General features: G+C 52.6%; 18 protein-coding genes and 1 tRNA gene. 6 read left to right on the top strand and 13 right to left on the bottom strand.

What is annotated here, in order from left to right:
* Positions 1-72: 72 nt before the first annotated feature.
* The gene (gene apaG / locus B4N58_RS10925; RefSeq protein ID WP_008253163.1) at positions 73-456 is read left to right on the top strand and encodes a Co2+/Mg2+ efflux protein ApaG; all 384 of its coding nucleotides are present in this window, start codon (positions 73-75) and stop codon (positions 454-456) included.
* Here the strand turns inward: apaG and B4N58_RS10930 are convergent.
* Complete coding sequence (locus tag B4N58_RS10930; RefSeq protein ID WP_198006878.1) at positions 453-599, bottom strand: hypothetical protein; 147 nt, start codon at positions 597-599, stop codon at positions 453-455. The genes apaG and B4N58_RS10930 overlap by 4 nt on opposite strands.
* On the opposite strand from B4N58_RS10930, the gene B4N58_RS10935 reads away from it, so the two are divergent.
* On the top strand, positions 598-1842 hold the full coding sequence (locus tag B4N58_RS10935; protein ID WP_291749148.1) for a murein transglycosylase A: 1245 nt from the start codon (positions 598-600) through the stop codon (positions 1840-1842). The two genes, B4N58_RS10930 and B4N58_RS10935, sit on opposite strands and share 2 nt — an antisense overlap.
* A gap of 21 nt (positions 1843-1863) precedes the next feature.
* Here B4N58_RS10935 and B4N58_RS10940 read toward each other — a convergent pair whose 3' ends face one another.
* Positions 1864-2673 (bottom strand): DsbC family protein, encoded by an 810-nt coding sequence (locus tag B4N58_RS10940; protein ID WP_291749151.1) that lies wholly within the window; start codon positions 2671-2673, stop codon positions 1864-1866.
* A gap of 86 nt (positions 2674-2759) precedes the next feature.
* Positions 2760-3995: an FAD-dependent monooxygenase gene (locus B4N58_RS10945; protein ID WP_291749154.1), complete on the bottom strand. Its 1236-nt coding sequence runs from the start codon at positions 3993-3995 to the stop codon at positions 2760-2762.
* Positions 3996-4130: 135 nt separating this feature from the next.
* Here B4N58_RS10945 and B4N58_RS10950 point away from each other — a divergent pair.
* From B4N58_RS10950 to B4N58_RS10965, 4 genes are all read left to right on the top strand, one after another.
* Positions 4131-4206: transfer RNA gene (locus tag B4N58_RS10950), tRNA-Phe, on the top strand.
* 168 nt (positions 4207-4374) lie between these two features.
* The gene (locus B4N58_RS10955) at positions 4375-6762 is read left to right on the top strand and encodes a GAF domain-containing protein (RefSeq protein ID WP_291749157.1); all 2388 of its coding nucleotides are present in this window, start codon (positions 4375-4377) and stop codon (positions 6760-6762) included.
* Between the two features lie 41 nt (positions 6763-6803).
* Positions 6804-7952, top strand: coding sequence for a hypothetical protein (locus B4N58_RS10960; protein ID WP_156799488.1), 1149 nt, complete (start codon positions 6804-6806; stop codon positions 7950-7952).
* The gene (locus B4N58_RS10965) at positions 7949-8404 is read left to right on the top strand and encodes a hypothetical protein (RefSeq protein ID WP_008247996.1); all 456 of its coding nucleotides are present in this window, start codon (positions 7949-7951) and stop codon (positions 8402-8404) included. Before B4N58_RS10960 ends, B4N58_RS10965 begins: the two co-directional genes overlap by 4 nt.
* A 30-nt stretch (positions 8405-8434) precedes the next feature.
* Here the strand turns inward: B4N58_RS10965 and B4N58_RS10970 are convergent, their stop codons facing one another.
* The 10 genes from B4N58_RS10970 to B4N58_RS11015 form a co-directional block, all read right to left on the bottom strand.
* Positions 8435-8701, bottom strand: a complete 267-nt coding sequence (locus tag B4N58_RS10970) for a hypothetical protein (RefSeq protein ID WP_159568245.1) — start codon at positions 8699-8701, stop codon at positions 8435-8437.
* Positions 8702-8740: 39 nt separating this feature from the next.
* On the bottom strand, positions 8741-10231 hold the full coding sequence (locus B4N58_RS10975) for a pilus assembly protein TadG-related protein (RefSeq protein ID WP_291749169.1): 1491 nt from the start codon (positions 10229-10231) through the stop codon (positions 8741-8743).
* 106 nt (positions 10232-10337) lie between these two features.
* Entirely contained in the window at positions 10338-10748 is a 411-nt protein-coding gene (locus B4N58_RS10980; protein ID WP_291749171.1) for a hypothetical protein, read from the bottom strand.
* A 103-nt stretch (positions 10749-10851) separates the two neighbouring features.
* Positions 10852-11475 carry a ParA family protein gene (locus B4N58_RS10985; protein ID WP_008247988.1) on the bottom strand — a complete coding sequence of 208 codons (624 nt, stop codon included), beginning with the start codon at positions 11473-11475 and terminating at the stop codon, positions 10852-10854.
* Positions 11476-11520: 45 nt separating this feature from the next.
* Entirely contained in the window at positions 11521-13749 is a 2229-nt protein-coding gene (locus tag B4N58_RS10990; RefSeq protein ID WP_291749177.1) for a penicillin acylase family protein, read from the bottom strand.
* Between the two features lie 90 nt (positions 13750-13839).
* Positions 13840-13962, bottom strand: a complete 123-nt coding sequence (locus B4N58_RS10995) for a hypothetical protein (RefSeq protein ID WP_008247986.1) — start codon at positions 13960-13962, stop codon at positions 13840-13842.
* 84 nt (positions 13963-14046) lie between these two features.
* Positions 14047-14844, bottom strand: coding sequence for a ParA family protein (locus B4N58_RS11000; protein WP_291749181.1), 798 nt, complete (start codon positions 14842-14844; stop codon positions 14047-14049).
* 13 nt (positions 14845-14857) lie between these two features.
* A complete protein-coding gene (locus B4N58_RS11005) occupies positions 14858-16294 on the bottom strand; it encodes a coniferyl aldehyde dehydrogenase (RefSeq protein WP_291749183.1) in 1437 nt (478 codons plus the stop codon).
* Between the two features lie 141 nt (positions 16295-16435).
* Positions 16436-18775: an efflux RND transporter permease subunit gene (locus B4N58_RS11010; protein ID WP_291749186.1), complete on the bottom strand. Its 2340-nt coding sequence runs from the start codon at positions 18773-18775 to the stop codon at positions 16436-16438.
* Positions 18776-18790: 15 nt separating this feature from the next.
* Positions 18791-19963, bottom strand: a complete 1173-nt coding sequence (locus tag B4N58_RS11015) for a WD40/YVTN/BNR-like repeat-containing protein (RefSeq protein WP_291749188.1) — start codon at positions 19961-19963, stop codon at positions 18791-18793.
* Positions 19964-19995: the final 32 nt, after the last annotated feature.

Here is a 19995-nt window from a genome sequence, read left to right on the forward strand (position 1 = left end):
GCTTCGGATTTGTGAAATCGGGGGTTTGAAGTCATACTTGAAATCCAGAGCAACATTCACAAGCCACACCGCATGAGCAGCCCGTCACAGTATCAGTTTGAAGTCCGAGTCAGCACCCAGTTTCTGGAAGAACAAAGCGACAAGGACAAAGGCCCTTATGTATTCGCCTACACCATTGAAATTGAGAATGTGGGCGAGAGGACTGCGCAGCTATTAAGCCGCCACTGGATTATTACCGACGCCCACAACATTGTTCAGGAGGTGAAAGGCGATGGCGTGGTGGGTGAACAACCCACACTGCGCCCAGGCGAGCGATTTGAATACACCAGCGGTTGCCCCCTGCCTACCCCTGTGGGCACCATGAAAGGCAAATACACCTTTGTGGGCGAAGGTGGCGAGCAGTTTGATGTGCCAGTGCCCGAGTTTCTGCTTTCAATGCCCCGGGTATTGCATTAATCCTTGTCTGAGGGTTTACCGGGGCTGGATGATTCATCATCGGATTTTTCGACTGGATGATCGACCCTGGCCCTCAACGTCCACCACATGATGAACACGATCAGGCCCAAGGCCAAAACCATTTCCGCAATGAGTAACCACATGTTCAATCCACTCCGTTGTTGGTGGCCCAGCGCTGTGCTGGCTGCCTTGATTTTATCTGGATGCGCAACTGCTCCGACCCCGAAAACAGCTGAATGTTCATGTCCGGCTGGAGAAAAACAGGTCCAACTAGAGAAAAAAGACGAAAAACCGGCTTTGCCTCTGTTTGTGAAGTCAGACTTTTCTAGCTTGCCGGGCTGGAGCACGGCCAACCACGGCCGTTTTCTGGAGGCATTTGCTGAACAGTGCTCGGTAAACGGCAACGCGCTGGCAAAACGCAAAGCCACGCCCACCGGTTTGCTGGAAGCCTGCCGCAAGGCAAGACAAAATTTGAGCGGCAACGCACTTCTACCCGCACAAATCTGGATGGAAGCAAATTTTGAAGTATGGCAATTTCAACAGGAAGACGGCAAGAAAGAAGGTTTGCTGACTGGCTATTTCGAGCCAATGCTAAAGGGCTCACGCAAAGCCCAAGGCGCCTACAATGCGCCGTTGTACGGTGTGCCCGCAGATTTGATTACTGTAAAGCTGGACGAGCAGTACCCTGAACTGAAAGGAAAGCGCCTGCGTGGACGTTTGCAAGGCAATACGCTGGTGCCCTTCTTTGACAGGGCCGAATGGGAACGCCTTGGACCAGACCGGGAAAAGCCGATTGTTTGGGTGGACGACAAACTGGATGCATTTTTGCTGCAGGTTCAGGGTTCGGGCCGGGTAACCTTGCCTGACGGCAGCGTGATTCGTTTGAGTTACGCCGAGCAGAACGGTCACCCCTACAAATCAATCGGTAAAGTATTGGTGGATCGGGGAGAGTTAACTGCCGCGCAGGCCACCATTCCGGGCATTAGAAACTGGGCAAAAGCCAACCCGGGCAAGCTAGATGATTTGCTGAATGCCAACCCGAGCGTAGTGTTTTTTAAGGAAAACAAAGTGCTGCGTCCTCAGGAAGGCCCCGTGGGAGCCATGGGTGTACCCTTGACAGGCCAACTCAGTTTGGCCATAGACCGGGAAAAAATACCGTACGGCAGCCCAATCTGGATTGAATCCAGCAACCCAGTGACTAACACGCCAATTGCGCAGGGCACCCTGGCGCAAGACACAGGTGGCGCTATTCGGGGACGGGTGCGAGCAGACTATTTTTGGGGAACCGGGGAAGAAGCAGGTGCAGCAGCTGGGCTGACACGCCAACCCTTGAAAATGTGGCTGATTTGGCCCAAGGGCACGCCCCTGCCTGAAAGCGGAAGCTAGACCCAAGGGCACATTGCCTTGTTATTTGGCTCTTGAAGCCGCTGCAATGCGTCGATTCAGATCAGCAGAAGGGATGGCACCACTGACACGTGTGCCATCTTGAAAGAACACGGTGGGCGTGCCCGAAACCCCCATGCCACGCCCCAGGCTAACCAGCTCATCGATGGGTGGATTGCAGTTACCATTTCCGGTGGGGGACTGATCTTTCAGCATCCAGTCATCCCACATTTTGGACTTGTCGCTGGCACACATGACCTTTTGCGCTTTGTCGACAGAATCGCGCCCCAAAACCGGATACACATACGTGTAAACGGTGGTGTCCTGTAGTTTGGTTAAAGTTTCCTTGCGAAAACGTTTGCAATAACCGCAGTTGGGATCTTCAAACACGGCAATCTTCCGGCTGCCAGTGCCGTAGACGGATTTCAAAGCCAAACCTAAGGGCAGGTCTTTCTCAAAATTGATGGCATTGAGCTTATCCAATCTCGCTTCGGTCAAATTGGCCATGGATTTGCTTTCCATGAGCTCACCCAAAATAAGGTGACTGCCACTTGCGTTGGTGTAAATGATCTTCTTGGTGCCATTGTGATTCACCACCACTTCAAACAGACCATCGACAAACTCAATGTCGCTGACTGACACGACCTTCACACCAGAAGCCCCCAAGGACTCATTCACAGCAGCTGTAATACGCTCGACCTGTGATTTGCTTGCGGCTGCCTGCACGGGTTGAACAGATTGGGACAAGGCCCATGCGCCAGCCGACAAGGCAATTACAGAGAAAACAACAGCACTGCTGCGCTTGCGAAGGGACGAAGGTAGATTGAATTTCATAGGCCTGCTTGGGTAAAAATGATGAATTGTAATTAGGACACGCCCGAAGGCAATTTGTTCATTGCGCCAGGACTTTTCAGATCAACTTAACGCATGGCTTGTTGGGACAACCAACGCTTGAGCATGGGTAGCTGGTTGACAAGGTGCATGCCTTTGTTACGAACCCAGGCTGCACCAGGCAAGTCGAGCCGGAACAAGGTGTGAAGGCCATCGGTGAGAAAGTGCACCGGTGTACACGCCGCTTTGCGACGACGCTCCCAGGCGCGCCACAACTGCTCATCGGCAAGCCCCAAGCGCTGCACAGCCAGAAGACGCTTACGAGAGGTGAGTAGATTGGCCAACTCGGCTGCATCTTCCAACCCAAGATTCAACCCTTGACCCGCCAAGGGGTGGATCACGTGCGCGGCGTCACCCATCAACACCACACCGTTGTCGAACCAGACTGGCGCAACCCCATGCTTGAGCGGAAAGGCGTAGGTTTTACCCACAGGCACCAGATCACCATACAGTTCCTGAACAGCACCACCTGAGAGGGACTGCACACGACTGACCATGTCTGCAGGGTTGAGTTGCAGCAGCGCCTGTGACTGGGACAAAGGCATAGACCACACCATGGACACATGCGGCCCAGGCAGAGGCAACATGGCCAAGACGGAATCGCCTGAAAACCACTGACGTGCGGCACCGTGATGCGGCTTTTCAATGGCAAAGGTAGTGACCACGCCTTCGGCGCTGTAGTCATCGAGCGCGAAATCGAGACCGGCTTGCTTGCGGGTTTGGCTTTGCGCGCCATCCGCGGCAATCAGCAAGGGGACACGCACGGTTTTCAAGTTGGTGACCACGGCCCAACCCTCTTTTTCGCGGGAAAGGCCCTCGACTCTTGCGTCAAGCCAATCAATGCCCGGCTGATAGCGCATGGCAGAAAACAACACATCAAAGAGACAACTTTGCTCGATGATCCAGGTGAGGTAATCGACCCCGGTGTCACTGGCATTGAAACGCAAATGGCCCTGCGCATCCCCGCTGGAATCGCCCCAAACCTGCATCTCGGTCACAGGCTGTACTTTCTCGCTTGGGATATTGTCCCAAACCCGAAGCCGGTCGAGCACACGTTGGCTGCGATGCGACAAGGCGAACACCCGGGGATCAAACCGTTGATCGGGATTGGGCTGAAACTGGGGAGAACGAGCGCCGACCACCAGCACTTTAAAACCGGAGGTGGCCAACACCAGTGAAGCGACCAAGCCGACAACACCACAACCGATAATGGCCACATCGTAGCTGGGCGTTTGCTGAGGCTGCAGGCTTGTAAGATTGCTCATGGTCGATAAGGGTCGGCGAGGACTGCTTTGTTAATTATTGAACATGCTACAGCGATTTTGCATTTGTTGTTTGCGCAACGTCAAAGTTTCGGATAAACTTGCGGGCTTCGGTAGTGAACACCACCGAATACGCGTGGCCGAGTAGCTCAGTCGGTAGAGCAGAGGACTGAAAATCCTTGTGTCGGCAGTTCGATTCTGTCCTCGGCCACCACCCACTCCCCTGCACCGCCCGGTGCACCAAAAAAGGGGAACCCCCCTACTGCATTTCCCGAGTACATTGCGGCGATTTCATTAGCTGATACACTTGCCTCATAAGAAATAAATCAAGATTGGCGCCACGCCCTGCTTCACAACGCCACACCGTGCACAGAATGGATCGATGACCAAGCCCAATGAGGTGGCCGAGGCTTTAAGACTGGCCGAGCTGTATCAACTTGCGATTCTGGACACTCAACCCGAAGAGGGATTTGAGGCGATAGTTGATTTGGGTGTGTCTGCATTCAATTGCTCAAGCTGCATCGTTTCATTTGTTGACTCGGACCGGCAATGGTTCAAAGCCCGCCGTGGCTTTAACAGCCTGCATGCAGATGAAACCCCGCGCGACATTTCAATTTGCACCCACACCATCAAGAAAGACGAACCCATGGTGATCCCGGACTGCACCCTGGATGACCGAGTGAAAGACAGTCCGCTGGTGACCGGCTCGCCCTGGATTCGTGCCTATTTGGGCGTACCCATCAAAACTCCTTCAGGTGCCAGGGTAGGCTCATTCTGCTTGATCGACACAAGCCCCAGGATATGGAGCAGTGCTGAAATCAAAATGGCGAAATCGATGGCAGCACTGGTGGAAGTGTCGGTGGCGAACAGGCAGCAACAAGCGCAGGGCACTTATAGGCGCGAGCCCATTTTTCAGGATGGACACCGCAGTGACTTTGCTGGCCACGAACAATCCTATGCAAGCTGGAGAAGACAAGGTGACGAAAGTTTTATCGCCCTGTCACCCAACCTGGAGGACTGGCTTTGCTTGAGCCATAGCCCAAGAGTGAACTGGGCCTGGTTCAACAGCCTGATTGTAAGGGAGGATCGGCACGATGTTGAACTGGCCAGAGAGCTTGGCGACGGGAAGGCTTTTCAATATCAAATTCAGCTGCCCAATGGTCGTTTACTGACGCTAAAGGAACGTACTTACAAATCCCCCGAGGAGGAAGGAGAGACACTGACTGTGGGGCTGCTACAAAATGTGGCAGTGGCTGCACAGTTACCACGTGCGGCAATCCAGGGCCGCCCCAATCCACTGGACACCCTGAAAACAAACACCTCGGGGTTTCTTGCAGAATCAACGCGAGGTAAGTGTGTACTGGATTTGAACTTCAAATTGGTACAACTCGGGCAGGTTGACGACATCGAGCTTCACCGGGTGAAAGACAACCCGTCCATACTCGATTTTATTTACGAGGAAGACAGGGAAAACCTGATTCGGGAAATGGAAACCGTATTGGGCACGCGCCTGAAGAAAAAAGCATTCGCCAGGATCAGGCTACCCGACTGCAAACCCGTATGGACTCGCTTTGTGATTGACCGCCCCGCCCCAGGAATGGAAAGCAGCCGCAAAGCACTGGTGCTTCAATACACCAAGATGGTGAATGAATCGACCATGGTTGACCGGAATCTCTTTGATCAGACTTTGCTGGGAATGACTGAAAAGCTGGGGGGATTGGGCACCTGGTTTTACCATGTCGACAGCGGGCTGCTGAAGGTGAGCGATCAATTCAAAGCGATCTGCAAAGCCAAAGACTTGCCTTTGGGTAGTATTTTCGAACTGACAGAATTGTTGACCCGATTGACCGGAAAGAATATGGCGTCAACCCTCATCGAATGCATCAACAACCGCCAGGCCGCCAGCATTGAATGCGAGGTTAACCTCGACGGATTGACTGGGCAGCGTTGGTTTCGCTTTAGCTTTCAACCGATCAGCAACGGCCTGGGCAGTAGCAGCGGCCTGTATGGCTCGGTTGAAGACATTACCCACACCAAGCACCTTGCCCAGGAGTTGTCCCGGAAAAGTACCGCGCTGAACCAAGTACTGCATACGCTGACTGACGGCACGCTTGAACTAGACGAGGCCTTGCAGATTGAGGCCATTGATGCAAAGGCCCGACCTTTGGTTTTGGGCAAAGAACCGTTTGTTCACCACGCGGCCATTGCCGAAGTTTTGCCTGGACTGGATACGCAGGAGATTCGAAAACGCCAGGCGGAACTTCGACGGCTAGGTACTACAAAAGACTATGAATTTTTCCACGCCAAAACTGAACGTTGGCTGCGATTCAAATTTTTACCCAGCGAAGATGGCATTTCTATTTTGTTGCGCGACATCACGCAGCGCAAGGCCATGTACCGGGATTTGTTCATGGTGGGGTCTGCAATTGAGCAGATCAATGAAGTGATCATGGTGACCAACGACCTGGGCAGCAATGCCACTTCATTTCAGTGTATTTACCTGAACTCGGCTTTTGAAAATGTGACGGGACAAGCGGTTTCGAAGTGGTTGGGTCGTAACCCTTATCCTTTAATCGCAGACCGCTTGCCTCTGCGCGATTTCAGAAAACTGCTGGTTCACCTGCTGAAACGTGAGAAACTGACCATCAAAACCCGCTACGAAACTGACGGTGGTACGCATGTGCCCTGCGAAATACTGGTGTCGCCTTTTGTCGACAAAGAAACCGGAACACCATGGTCTTTGATTGTTTTCAGGCCATCGAGCGCTTGATAATAGGCGCACTCTAAAAATAATATGATTTGAGCCTGCTTTTGAATTTTGCCCTGACATTGCACAAATTGCTGAAGGCCGCCGCACTTGCGACGGGTCTTGCGCTCGCCCATGGGCAGGCCATGGCAGTGGACTACTCACTCAGCGGATTTGGCACTGTTCAATACACACTGGGTGACAACGAACAGAAGTACCTGCGTTTCATCAACGAAGACGGCACGTTCAAAGTCAACTCGATTTTGGGCGCGCAGCTGGATGTGAAATTCAACCCGCAACTGAGTGCAACAGTTCAGTATGTTGTCGCCCCGAAGCTGGACAACGATGAAGGCGTTGAAATTGACACCCGCTGGGCTTTCGCCACCTACAAGCCCAATGACAATTGGAGCTTCCGGGTTGGCCGCCAGCGACTGAACTTTTATCTGGATTCCGAAAATCTGGATGTTGGTCAAACTTATGTGCCAGCCAATTTAAGCCCTGAAATCTATTACAACGCGGGTGTTCTTGGCACAGACGGATTCTCGGCGAGCTACCAGTTTGAAGACACCGATGGTCGGTATTGGCGCCTTCAGGCCATTGCTGGCAACAGGGATATTATTCAACGGCTGTCTAACACCACGGCCGACTTCCCCACCAATCGCTATGAAGTCGCAGGGTTCGTGATTGGTGTAGACGGTGACAAATACCGCTTGCAACTTGCACATCATGAATCCCAGCTGGATCGGGAAATTCTCCAGTTCAATGGTCGGCGCGTTGTTGGGGGTTCGCTCAACGCGAGGCTACATTTCACCAATTTAGGTGCAGAGTACGACTGGCAACGCTACACGCTTCGCGCGGAGTTGAGTCAGCTCGAGTTTTCATCGACCAACAAAGGTGTGATTCCTGCTTTTGGACCACAAGTCCAGATTGTAGACACGCCGGAGTTTGAAGAGCATGGCGGCAACCTCACGCTGATTCGCAAAATTGGTGGGCAACATGCGGTTTACACCAGCCTGGGCCGCTTCATTTCCGAATTTGATGATCAGTACTCAATCGCGATTGGTGGAAAGTATGCATTGAGTGCATCTGACTCGCTCAAAGCCGAGATTCAGCATGTGGTCGAAAAAAATACTCGGCCTCAGCTGTCTGACAACCGAATTCCCAACACCACGTTCAATTTCCTGAGCGTGTCTTACAACTGGGTGTGGCAATGATTGCACGCACCACCAGTTTCGTGAAGGCAGCAACATCGATCGGCTTGTATTTGATGTTGGGTGTGGTTGGGGCTGCTTCCGCCGAGGTTTACGTGGTGTCGTCGGCGAGCCACCCGGTGAACGAAATCGCGATTCGTGAACTGCGCAGTATTTACAAGGGGCGTTTAAGCCAAGTTAACGGGCATCGCTTGACACCGTTGAATACCGCTCCCGGCACGACCGACCGTGATGAGTTCTTAGAACGCATCATGAACTTGAACGAGCTAGACTACACCGGCTACTGGCATGTACGCCGATACACAGGCCAAGGAACGCCCCCCGCGGAGGTTGAGAGCAAGGAAGCGCTGTTCGCGACGCTGAAAGAGCGGCCTGACGGCATTGGCTACCTGTGGGTTCCCGCAGGTACCAAGCCAAAATTGCCTGAAGGTTTGAAAGTGATTCGCTTGAAGTAATTCAATGAAAGCCTTCTGGGCTTGATTCCGTTATTCCTTGGTGTAGCCTTTGCTTAAAGGCAGCCACCAGGTGAAACCAAACACCAATGTTTTCAACACCACCTTGCCCACCGGAAGATTCAATGCGCGCAGGCGATTGATGGCCAGCGGAATTTCAAGCACATGGGCCAACAAAATAATGGCCGCAAATAGGGTGAGAAAAGGAACGTGAAAGCCCAGCAGCCCGACCAATGGGACGATCAGCCAAAAAACCACCAAACCGGCTTGAAGCCCGTACCAAACTCTTTGCTCGCCCATGTATGTCCCCTGCTTTTATTGATGTAGGGAAAGTTTAACTCAACGGGTGAGCACCGCAGTGTTGAAGCAATCCATGTTGTCAACTTGAACGTAAACTTCATTGGCTTCAAGACCCAGTACTTCAAGAATTTCATCAAGACCGCCACCCAACGAGTTTAAACCCGCCCGCAATACCGGGTTAGTGGCCAGCACATTGAGAATTCCGTTGAGTGCGTTTACACCCGTGTTCAGGTTGGTCAATAAATTGCCAACGCCCTGAGAAGCCTCAAAACTGTAGGAGGTGGTTACGGTGGGGTCTGGATAGCCCACCATAGGCACGTCATTGGCGCTGCCACTGCCAACGTTGGCGTTGACGGTACTCTGTCCCAACAATGGCAAAGAAGGCAAGCGCAGTGCAGCCGCGATTGGAGTCGAATCCAGATCAACTGCAACCGAAGAATCGGACTGAGGCAGCTTGCAGTCAATGTCTTTGATGTCGACAGAACCTCCACCAGCGGTCACCGTTAAATCAAGCACACCAATTCGACTCGAAACCGCAACCTGTTCGGTGCGTGCCGTAGCGATTACTCTCCCATCCGTGTTCCGCTTGGTAGCGACAAACAACTGGGGGGGGCTCAGCACTGAAACATTCAGCGTGTTGCCCAAATTAAGGCGAATGCCATTGCCACCCACCCCACTTGCCGCGGCAAAGCTGGAGGCGAAGGCCAAATTGCCCAACCGAACCGAGGCGCCAGCAAACTCGGAGTCTCCACTGGTATCCGCGGACAATATTTCACTGAGCAAAAAGTCGACTGTGTCTGCCGGACCATTGCCAGGAATTGCAATGACTGGAGCCTCGGGACCTGCAACATTCAGCGCCGCATCCAGCAAACGAGCCGCCGTAACTTCGGTGTTCAACAAACGGGCCATGTCGAGTTGATCACCCGCACCAAAAACACCCAGCTCAACACCCAATTGCAGTAAATCCACTTGAGTATTCGATGCCAACAAACCCTGGAAACCCAGCAAATTCAAACGAAGCTCAGAGCCGATCGCACTCATTAAAGGAGAAAGGCTTGAGCCATTCAAATTCAAGGCCAACAGATTGGTACCCACCAAGCCCGAGATCACCGGGGTCACAGTGGCTTCGGCCACGGCCACCACAGGCTCGGTGCCCAAAAACGCAGCGGGCACATTTCGCACCACGCGTACCAATACAGAACGGTCGCATGCGTTGGCGGGCAGCAAGGTATCTGTGCCCCTGACATTGCAATTAATCGAAATGCTGTCAGTGGTGTCGTCAAGGCCATTTCGCCTTGCGTAATCAACCGCTGCGGTAAAGCCCTGCGGCGCGTTGCCAATATCGCTGGCGGCAGCCTTGGCGGCCAGGTCGGCAATGCGTTGCACTTCTTCCTTTTCCCAAACCACTTGCCCCAAACCCAACACAGCCAAGGCACCCACGGTCATCAACATGATGAATACTGTGAGAATGGTCATGGCACCGCGCTGGCGGGAGGACACTGAAACTGACCTGGAAAATTGTGTGGACATGACGATGCTGCAATGGCGAACAAGCTTGATTTTGCATGAAAAGCCATCAATTTGATATGCAAAGCTAACGGGAAATCAGCATTCAGATCGTGTTTTCAAGGCTGGCTTATTTACCGTCTTTCAGAAACTTGCCAAGAATTCGCTTGCTGGGTTTGAGGCGACCAACCAGTGCTTTGGCCACGCTGGCGATGATTTCCATGGGGGCTGCAAGTCGGGAAGTTTGAGCGTGCGCGCCCAGTTCAAGCAAGGTTGCGGTGTCAAGAACACCCGTTTTACCCTGCAGCAACACAACACCCAATTCAGGGTTGTTCGCCTTGATTTGGTGAAGCAGTGGGGACTGACTGGCCTGCTCCGCATCAATCAACATGACCTTTACTTCATATTGATTAATTGAACTTTCAGCATGCTGCAGAGCCGGGCAGGACAAAACACGCTCAAATTGGTTGGAGGCCGTGAGTTGAGCTTCCAGCGCCAAGCGTGAGTCCTTGTTTGAATCGACGATAAGCACCGTGGTCATTGCCCCCTCCATTTGGTATTTGGAAGTTGTTTAGCAATTAAAGTGCCAGAAACAGGACGACAAAACAGCCCGTTTTGGTGCAGGCTCTGAATTCAAACTGTGCTTAGGCCCTGCCGAGCATGCCCTTGACTTCTCGCCACAAGCTGTCGATTTCGGCAGCCGCTTTGGAATTCGGCGCGAACTCATTGACGGATTTACCCAAGCCAACACTGATCACAAAGTCGTTGCGCTCATGCACGATGGTGCGGCAAATTTTAGCGGTGGCCTTGAGTTGTTCAAATACAATTTCAGGGGTGCTGCTGAACACGGAAGCACCATTGATGACCCAGGTCACCTTGCTGCCGGCATCGGATGCCCATTCCAGGGTGCTGCTTGCACTGTGAATATCAAGCGGGCTCGCTTTGGTGGGAATCAACACCAGGTCAGCATGCTCCATGGCGTCTTTGACCCATTTTTTGTCCGTGGGGGGCATGTCGATAAACACGTAGTCATAGCCTTCGTCCTCAAGCTCGGAAAGCTCAATCACGATGTCATTGAAACCCACTTTTCGCACATCCGGATAATCGGCCTCTCGCAAGGAATCCCAAAAACGGCTGGAGCCCTGAGGGTCAAGATCAAGCAAGGCCACTTTTTTCTTGCCCTGCTGACTGGCCAAGGCAGAAAGATTCAGGGAAAGCGTTGTTTTTCCAGCCCCGCCTTTGCGGCTGCTAATGATGATGGTTTTCATGGGTGGACATCCTGTGCAATAGGAAATTAAAGCAATATCGAGAATTTATTCTAACCTGCCTATGCAGTGGGGAAAAAGTTGTTCGATGCGGCTTGGCCGCAACGGCATTTGAATGCTTTGTCGGGTTTGCCACAGGGGAATTTGGTCGGTCAACAATTGGCTTCCCACCCAACCGTCTTGCCCACCCAACAACACAAAATGATTTTCATCGGGGTCGGACAAGTCTGAGAGATGTCGGCTTTGAGAGCCGTAGCTGGTTTCATCAAAACCCCGAATCAAATTGTGTGCATTTTTCATCAAGGTTTCCCGGGAGCCCGCAGCAGGAAACGATTTCGAAGAAAAAAGCTTGCCCAGCAAGGGCACATGCCCAAGTACATGGCGCAAGCGGATCTTGTGCAAATTGCCCCAAAGTTGCCAATGTTGCGCCTTGCGATTTGCCTCATCCACGCACAGCGGTACCACCCTGTCCCGTTCGGCATCGGTAAGATTTTCAAGGTCTTCCATCAAACATGCTGACAGATAAGACCATTGATCCATCAGGCTTGGCGTTCGACCCGCGTGGCGCAAAACCGACAGTTGTTTGACCAAGGCGGCCAGCAAAAACTCGAATTGAAGGGCTGCAAAACTGTCGGCTGTGTAAGCACCACTCCACAAATCAATTGAATTACACAACACGGTCTGCTCACTGTTGAGCAAGTGAGGGCGGCAAAACTCAGCCAATTGACTCGACAACTGATCGGCCAACGGAGAAGTGACATCCAGCTGCAGTGCCAGCAAGGCCTGTGGACTTAATCGCTTTTGAGAATTGAACAAGGCTCGTGCCCGCATGACACGATCGTCACCGTTGAACAGAAACCCCAAGCCGGTTACTTCTGAAGGCCTGTTGTTGGCAGACACAATAAAACCAGCGGCTGGGTTAATCACGCTGGGAAAGTCGCGGGCACACACTCGCACCGACCAGTGTTCACTGGCCATGGACTCGGCCAATACCCAATCGTTTTCGGGGAAACCAGGCCGCTTGGGCAAAGTAGCGGCCAGCACATGGCCAATATTTCCCGAGGTGTCAGCCCCAAGCACATTGAGTGGCGTAACGCCCACGCCATGCATGGCCTGCTGCAATTGCTCCACATTTTCAGCCTTCATGCCCAACAAAAAACTGGTGATTTCGTCGGTGGGCCAGTGCCCGGCCCAACGCAAGGAAAGATGGTCTTTGCCACACAGACGGCCCAAGGCTGCGCAATCGGTGAGCACAGGACCATGAGGGGAGAACCTGAGTTTTCTGCTTCGGGACCAGGAAAACCGGACCCGGATTTTTACGAGTTGCTCAGCCGTATTGTGCAAGGTGCTGTCATCGAGACGCACGAGGTCGGAGGATGCCGCACGCAAATTGGTACCGCCCCAGGCCAGGCTTGGGTTTCTTCCAAGACCGAGTATAGGCACACCCGGAAACATCAAGCCAACACATTGGTAAGTTGGCGTGCGCAGCCCCACCATCATCCACACATTGGGCAGGTGCTGACCCAGGTGCGGGTCGTTTACCATCAGCGGCTTACCGCTTTGGGTACGTGTGCCATGCACCACGATTGAATTGCTGCCGGAACGAGAAAGACTATTCAGAAATTCGCCGATTTGTTGAGCCGTGCTGGGCTTGCCAGAAACTGGACTGTCGAAACTGGTGGACACACCCGCCCCCACTCGGCGAAGCCGGTTCCACCATTCAATGAAGTCACCGGACAGGCGATGCTCGATGAGTGAGAAGTAAATGGGCCAGTTCACATCGGCGCCAGCCAGACGACCAAACAGCAGAATGTCCAAGGGGGTGTAAGGTTCGGGTTGAATGCCCAAAAACTTTTCATCCACTCCACGCTTGCGCTGAGCTTGAACACGGTTCAGCCCTGCCACAAAGCCTTCAACCCATTCTTGACTGCTTTTGGGCATATTGGCCCATATGTCCGGAGCGGCACGGCCAAAATCGAGCAAACGAATGAGATGGTCCATGTCAACGAAGCCACGGCCACCCATTTCAGAAAGCCGACCTTGGGCCAAACGTTTCAGAAACTGCAACTGCGGACCACGCTGAAACTCGGTGATTGCGCCCAACGCGAAAGCACCATCGCGGTCTGAATTTGAAAAAATGTAGGGTACAAAAAATTCGTTGAACCGGATGAAAGTACCCGCCGGAAACGGCAAGTTCAGAGCTTTGAATTGCTGTAACCGGTCTTCGAGCGTGTAAGTGGGATAGCGGACGGACAACCAGCCCATGGAACTGGACAAGCGGGCGATTCCCCGTGCAAGTTTACGCAATACGGGGTTTTGGGAAGGACCGAGGGATTTGAGCAAAGCTGGTCGGTAAGGGGTTCGCCCTTAAGAAAGACCGTAGGAGACCAGTTTGCCCAAGCGCTTCTGGAATTTTTTTTGCTGGCGCTGCTGGCGGGCTGCTTTAAACTGACCACCCAGCTTGTTGACCCAAACCATGGCTTGGCGCATTGAACACACTCACATTGAAATGATTTCGAAATGTGAGTGTGGGGCCTTCAGGTTTCAGGGATGTGACAGAACTGACTTAAATACTCAGGCCACTTTCTTTTTGCGTTTTGCCGCGGCCGCCTCAATCTCGGTGTGCATGGCCACGAATTCCTGACTGAGCTTGTGCGCAGGCATGAAATGGATCATTGGCTTGGCCGCCTCATGGCTTTCACGAATTTTGACGGATGAAGAAAGACAGGTATTCAACACTGGGTGCCCCTCTTCCAGTAATTCAGCCACCAATTTTTGCGGCAGGCTTGCGCGCGGCTGAAACTGGTTCACCACAATGCCTTCCACTTCAAGCGCAGGGTTGTGGTCGGCACGGATTTCATTGAGTGCATCCATGAGGTTGTACAAAGCACGGCGTGAAAATTCATCGCAATCAAAGGGAATGAGCACCGAATCGGCCGCAATAAGTGCGGAGCGCGAGAAGAAGTTCAAGGCTGGGGGCGTGTCGATGTATACACGGTCGTAATGGCCTTTCAGTTCATCGAGCGCTTCACGCAACTTGAAAATTTTATAACGCGATTCAAGTTTGACTTGAAGCTCTTCAAGTGCGGGGTGGCTGCCCAGCAAATCGAGGTTCTCATAAGGCGTTTCGACTACAAATTCAGCGCTTTTCTTGGGGCGAATTTTGAAGTTCAAGGCTTGATCGAAGAAATCGGCAAGAGAATATTCAAGTGGAGCCGAGCCACGGCCCATGATGTATTGGGTGCTGTTGCCCTGAGGATCGAGATCAATCAACAGCGTTTTCAGACCGCTGTTGGCCGAAATAGCCGCCAGGTTGCTGGTGATGGTGGATTTGCCAACCCCACCTTTTTGGTTGAAGACCACCCGACGCATGTAAACACTCCCTTTAGACGATTTTTTTCAATACTGTAACAACTTTTTCGAACACTGTGCCATAGGGAGCGCGCAGCAGAGGCGCGGCGTTGAATCTGGATTGCTCCAGAACAGGTTTGAGTTGGGACATTGCATTGAACCCCACCAAGCCGTGATAGGCACCCATGCCACTTGCACCGACGCCACCAAAGGGCATGTGGTCGTTCAGCACATGCCACATTGCATCGTTCACAGTAACACCGCCGGACACGGTTTGGCTCAATACCAGTTCTTTTTCGGCCTGCTTGCTGACAAACAAATAAAGCGCGATCGCCCTTTCTTTGGATTGAACCTGCGCGACAGCTTCTTCAAGGGTTCGATAAGCAAGAATTGGCAAAATAGAGCCGAAGACTTCCTCCTGCATGACTCGCATATCAGCGCTGGGGTTGACCACGAGCGTGAGAGGAAACTTCTTGGCTGAAGGCTCGAATACCTCATGGGCAGGATTGATCTCGATGATTTCTGCCCCCTTTTTTCGGGCGTCTTCGACCAGATCACGCAAACGAGCCATGTGCTTTGAATTGATGACACATGACACATCGGGGTTGTTTCGAATGGTGGGGTACTGCTTGTGGGAGGCCCGCTTTACCTCCGAAATAAAACGCCTGAGCTGACTTTCATGCACCATGGCGTAATCGGGTGCAACACACACCTGCCCTGCGTTGATCATTTTACCGTGAGCTGCACATGCGGCAGCCTGCGCCACATTGCCGCTGGGCGCAACAATCAAGGGAGACTTGCCCCCCATTTCAAGGGTGACTGGGGTGAGGTTTTCTGCCGCGGCCTTAGCCACCAGACGCCCTACCCGTTGCGAACCGGTGAACAACAAATGGTCAAACGGCAAACGGGAAAATGCATCGGCCACGGTTTCATCGCCTTCAATAACCGCCACGTGTTCTTCCCCGAAATTGTTTTCGAGCAATCGGGCCATGAGCGCCGAGGTTCTCGGGCTGTACTCGCTGGGTTTCAGCATGCAGCAATTGCCCGCAGCCAACGCTGAGGCCAGGCCTGCAAAACTGAGATACACCGGAAAATTCCAGGGTGTGATAATGCCAATAATGCCCAAAGGTTGGGGTTTGATGTACGACACCGACGGGCGAAGTTGCAGGGGTGTGGGCACTTTGCGTGCCTTCATCCACAAACCCACGTGTTTACGACTGTGCCGAACAGCAGACAGGCTGCTGACGATGTCGAGCATGGTGGATTCGTGTCGGGAACGATGGCCGAAGTCTTCCGACATGGCGTCTAGCAACTCACTTTCGTTGCGAAGAATAATCTCTTCAAGCAATTCGAGGTTGCTGATTCGCTCTTGTTTACTGGGGTGAGGATTGGCCCGATAGGTTCGCTGTTGGCAATCGAACACATCCTGCAATCGTCCACTGACCAGTTGTAGGTTATCGACTCGATCCAACAATCAACTCTCCATATCAATGAGGTTTGATTGTGAGGGCGCTAACAGTTGTACACAACCCCCTCAAATGAACTGTGTTGAAATGAAAAAACGGGCCGATAAAGCCCGTTTTTTCAATAACTTACAAATTTCTTACAGAAATTACACCTTTTCACCACGACGATCGAGGAAGTAGGCCAAAGCTGGCAGGAACACGACTGCGCCCACCATGTTCCACAAGAACATGAAAGTGAGCAACAAGCCCATGTCGGCCTGGAACTTGATGGGCGAGAATGCCCAGGTGGCCACACCGATACCCAAGGTTAGGCCAGTAAACACAACCGCCTTGCCGGTGGATTTCAGGGTTTCAAAGTAAGCGTCAGCAAACGGCATGCCTTCTTTCAAATACTCCTCAAGCTTGCCATAGATGTAAATGCCATAGTCCACACCAATACCCACACCCAGAGCGATCACCGGCAAGGTAGCCACTTTCACGCCAATGCCCAGTGCAACCATGAGTGCTGAACACAACAAGGAGGTGAGCGCCAGAGGGGCAATAATACAGATGACAGTGCGCACGGAACGGAAGGCCAGCCAAACCAGAATAGCCACTACACCGTAAACCCAGATCAGCATCTCGGTTTGAGCGCGTTCCACCACTTCATTGGTGGCTGCTTCAATACCGGCGTTGCCCGCAGCCAGTTTGAACACAGCGTCACCCGTATCGTTTTTGGCGATGAAGTCTTCGGCCGCTGCGACCACGCGCTTTAGCGTGTCAGCCTTGTGATCTTCAAGGAACACAATGATTGGCATGAAAGAACAATCAGAACTGAACAGACCGTCGGACAGGTTCATGCCGCTGATAGTACCGTTCAACACAAACTGGTTACGGTTCAGTGCATTCCATTTCAAGTCACCTTCGCTGTACGCGCTGATCACGAACTTGGAACGGTCGGCCAGAGAAATACTGCTTTGCACCCCGGGTACCTGTTCAATGGTCCACTGGAACAAATCGACTGCGGCCAGCGTGTTGTACTTGATACAACCGTCCATCTCGGTTTCAACCATGACCACGAACACATCGGTACTGGTGGAATAGTTGTCGGTGACATATGCGTTGTCCAGGTTGTAGCGAGAATCGGCGCGCAGCTCGGGGGCGCCCTTGTCAAGGTCACCAATTTGTACATTGGCATTGCCCCACAAGCCGACGGCCAACAAGGCCAAAGCGACTGCCAAGGCACCTTTGGCCATTTTGGCCTGTGCAAAACCAGCCAGAAAGTGCCACAACTTGTTGCTGCCAGATTCCTCTTGCTGCAACTTGGCCACCGCCTTTTCGTCGACACCCACGTAGCTCATGATCAAGGGCAGCAAAACCAGGTTGGTGAGAATAATCACCGCAACGCCTACCGAGGCCGCAATGGCCAAGTCGCGGATTACTGGGATGTCGATCACCATCAAGGTGGCGAAGCCGAAACCATCGGACACCAACGCAGTTAGACCGGCAATGTACAAGCCACGGAAGGCCAAACGGGCTGAGTCTAGCCTGTTGTGCCCCTCACCTTGCTTGTGGGCGATGGCACCCACAATTTGCACACCATGGCTTACACCGATCGCGAACACCAGAAAAGGCACTAACATGGAGTAAGGATCGAGCCCCATGCCCATGGCATTGAGCAAGCCCAACTGCCAAATCACGGCAGTGATTGAACAGGCCAGTGTGGCCAAGGTGCTTTTTATACTGCGGGAATAGAAAAACAACATGACCAAGGTGATGAGCACCGCGATGCCAAAAAACATCACCACCTGTGTTGCACCTTCAATGAGGTCACCTACAATTTTCGCGAAACCAGTGACGCGGATTTCAATTTTGTCGGAATTAAACTCATTGCGAAGTTCGGTTTCGATTCGCTCGGAGAACTCTTTGTAGTCCAGACGGTTGCCAGTTTCCGGGTTAATTTCCAGCAAAGGCAGATACACAATCGTGCTTTTGAAGTCGTTGCCCACCAAGCGACCAATTTGCCCGGAAAGCTCGACGTTCTGGCGAACTTGGGCAATGCTTTCAGCGTCACCGTTGTAGGTGGCGGGAATCACCTGCCCGCCTTCAAGGCCTTCCTCCGTTACCGAAGTCCAACGCACGTTGGCAGTCCACAGTGACGCCATTTCCGGGCGATTCACACCGGGAATATAAAAAGCTTTGTCGGTCACCTGCTTCAGTGTTTCAAGGTATTCGGCATTGAAAATATCGCCTTCCTTGGCTTGTACAGTGACACGTACCACGTTACCGAGGCTGGTGAGGTCGGCCCGGTTTTCAAGAAAGTTGACCACGTACTCGTGGTTGGTGGGGATCATTTTTTCAAAGCTGGCCGCCACTTTCAGCTGCGTGGCCTGCCAGGCCAGCACAATTGTTGCGATCAACATGAGCAGCATCACCACAGGGCGCTTGCTGAAAATCAATCGCTCGGCCAAAGGGGCTTTGGTTTTGGTTGAGTCTGGAGAAGTCATTTTGTATGGGGTCCGTTATTTGAATTCAGACAGGGGCAAGGTTTTAAAACCACGCAGACCCGCCAACAGAATTTCTTGATCGTTCAGTTGCACCACACTTGCGGAAGGCAGCTTGTCGGCACGACGTGCCACCTGAATAGTGCGGAAGTCGTCGGTGCTGCGCGCCAGAATACCGCGCGAACCCACCACCACCATGGAGCCATCGGCCAGCACAGTGGCGCCGCTGAATGTTTCTCGCAAATTGGTGCTTACCTCTTCCCATTGCTCACCACCAAACGGCAAACGGAAAGCGTTGCCTCGCAAACCAACTGCGACCATGGTGCGGGTGTCAGGCGCTTCCAGCAATGCAAACACCGAACCGTCATAATCAATTTTCTTGTTGGTCCAGGTTTCGCCTTCATCAGCGCTCACCAACACTGTACCCTGCTCACCAGCCACCCAAATTTCGCCGGTTTTAGACAGCAGCATGGTGTTCAAGTGATAATTGTTGGGGTTGTTGGTGCGGTCACCCAGATAAGTCCAGCTTGCACCTTGGTCGGTACTTTTCAGCAACTGACCGTAAGCACCCGCCACAAATACATTGCCGTTGCCATTCACGATCACATCCAGCAACGGTTTGGAGGGGCCTACTTCAAGATCGCCCTGTGCGGTGTCCACCACAAATGCAGCTTCTTCGGCTGCCACCTCGAGTGCTTCACGCACATCGGCAGGTGCATTTTCAGGCAGGTTATCCACTTGTTCTTGCAGTGCATCGGCTTTGGCCTGAACAATGTCGAGCACAAACTGGTTAATGGTTCCACCGTCGATCAATTTGACCCAATTCACACCACCATCTTCGGTTTTCAACACCACACCGTCATGGCCCACTGCGTAGCCCACGGCCTCGTTGGCAAAAGCCACCGAAGTCAAGGTAACAGACACAGGCACTTTGCCCGCAGTCCAGGTTTGTCCGTTGTCTTCGCTTTTCAGAATTTGACCAAACTCGCCCGCTGCAAACAGGTTTTTACCGACACGCTCTACATCAATCAGCAATGAGCGGGTTGCATTCACGCTTGGAATTGCGGGTATTTGAAGCAAGTCAACCTTGGCCGTAGACAGACTGCCGTAGGTAATCAAACCCGCGCACAGCATGGCACCCAATAGCAGCGTGGAGGCCGCTTTGTTGGAAAAACGATTCCGGAGAAACATTGAAGATCCTTTGAAATTAAAAAAGGCTACAA

Source organism: Limnobacter sp. UBA3528, assembly GCF_002377005.1.
Lineage (GTDB): Bacteria > Pseudomonadota > Gammaproteobacteria > Burkholderiales > Burkholderiaceae_B > Limnobacter.